The 2,189-nt window shown below is 42.3% G+C and carries 1 protein-coding gene; it reads right to left on the minus strand.

Annotated features, from left to right (window positions below):
* A partial coding sequence (locus tag HHA41_RS12895; RefSeq protein WP_168461953.1) for a type I restriction endonuclease subunit R occupies positions 1–2,186 on the minus strand: 2,186 nt, incomplete at its 3' end.
* Positions 2,187–2,189: the final 3 nt, after the last annotated feature.

Genomic DNA, 2,189 nt, shown 5'->3' on the forward strand with positions numbered 1-2,189 from the left:
TCATCGACTGATTGGTAATTGGGCGTTAAGGCAAACAATTTGCTCACCGCTGCTTGGTAATCCTGTTCGATTTCCGCATAGCTGGGAACAAGTACAATCTTGGTCGTTTCTTTATTGGAAAATAGTGCCAGTGCTTCATCTGTTGCACGTTTTAGGTTGCGGAAACAGATGATATTGCCAAATGGTTTTTTATCGTTATAGACACGGTTGGTGCGTGAGAATGCTTGAATCAAGCCATGATATTTTAGGTTTTTATCGACATACAAGGTATTTAACGGCTTAGAGTCAAAGCCCGTGAGGAACATATTGACCACGATTAGAATATCAATCTGTCTGTTTTTTACGCGCTGTGCAATGTCGCGGTAGTACGCATAAAATTGATCACCTGAGTTGTAGTTAGTTTTGAATTGTCGATTGTAATTGGCAATGTAGCGATCCAGCTTATCCCGACTGGATGAATTGACCTGACTTGGAATATCTGCGGCTTCTTCATGAATCAAGCCAGTTAAGTCATCAGTCGGTACAGCCTCATTTGCCGCATAAGAAAAGATAGTGGCAATGGTCAACGGTTTAAATATCCGACCTTGTGCTTCATCTTCAATTTGCTTTTCAGCCTGCACCTTTTCAAAGAGGTCGTAATATTGGGTCAGTGTTTCGACCGAACTGACACAGAACATTGCGGTAAATTCACGATTACGGGTTTTGGTATCGTGGATATTGACAATGTAGCGGGCAATCATTTCTAGGCGTTGCGGGTTGTCATACAGTTCTTTGGTATCGATGCCTTCTACATCTTCCTCATAACTTTCATTCGTCGCCATGCCTTTGGCGGTGTATTTGCCACGATAATCAATCTGGAACTGCAAGACGTTACGATCACGGATGGCATCGACAATCACGTATTTATGCAAACACTCATTAAACAGGTAATCTGTGGTGAGTTTTAAACCTGCTTTGCTTTGGCTGTTCTTTTCAAAAATAGGCGTACCGGTAAAACCAAACATTTGTGCATTGCTGAAGAATTTTTTGATGTTCTGATGGGTCTCACCAAATTGACTGCGATGACATTCATCAAAAATAAACACCACTTTTTTATTTTTAAGATAATCAATCGATTCTAAATAACGGTCGGTACTGATAGCTCGATTGAGTTTTTGGATGGTGGTCACAATCAGTTTGTCGTGGCGTTGATCCAGCTGTTTCACCAAGGTCGATGTGTTATCGGTGCTGTCCACGCTGTCGGCTTTAAAGGCATTAAATTCACGTGAGGTTTGCGTGTCGAGGTCGTTACGATCCACCACAAACAGGACTTTTTCTACATCAGGCATTTGCATGATGATTTGACTGGCTTTAAAAGATGTCAGGGTTTTGCCTGAACCTGTAGTATGCCAGATATAGCCGTTCTGATTGGAGTTTTGCACATGCTGCACAATTTTCTGTACTGCATAAATCTGATAGGGACGCAGCACCATCAGGCTTTTGGTGGTTTCCAGCAGTACCATGTACTGGGTCAGCATTTGGGTTAGATGCTGCTGATTTAAAAAAGCTTCGGCAAAGTCGACAATTTCATTGATGTGTTTATTGCTGACATCTGCCCAGGGAAAGGCAAACTCGATGCCTGTGGTGCCGTTGGAGTAATAACGGGTATTGGCACCATTACTAATGACAAACAGCTGAATAAAACCAAACTGCCCTTGCCCTGCCCAATAGGCTTCACGAATATAGCGTTGCGTTTGATTAAAAGCTTCGGCGATTTCCATGCCTCGTTTTTTTAGCTCGATCTGTACCAAAGGCAAACCATTAACCAAGAGTGTGACATCAAAACGGCTGGTTCTGCCATTATAGTCGCGGTGGTCGATAGTGATTTGATTGGTGACCTGATAAATATTTTTGCTAGGATCATCAGACAGGAAAAAAAGGTGTTTACTGGTACCATCATCAAATTTGACTGGAAATAGATCACGCAGATTTTTGGCCCGTTCAAATACTGTTCCGGTATTTAAAAAACTAATGACCTGTTTCCATTCCGTTTCTGACAGGGGCGCAAGTCCATTGGCGCGTTCGACTTGGGTTTTTAGGTTAGACAGTAGTTGGCTTTCGTCCTTGATGGTCACCGCAGCATATCCCAATTGCTTGAGCTGGCTAATCAGTTCATTTTCAAGTTGATATTCGCTTTGTACTGTCATTTC

The organism is Acinetobacter sp. A1 (genome assembly GCF_012371315.1).
Classification (GTDB): Bacteria; Pseudomonadota; Gammaproteobacteria; order Pseudomonadales; family Moraxellaceae; genus Acinetobacter.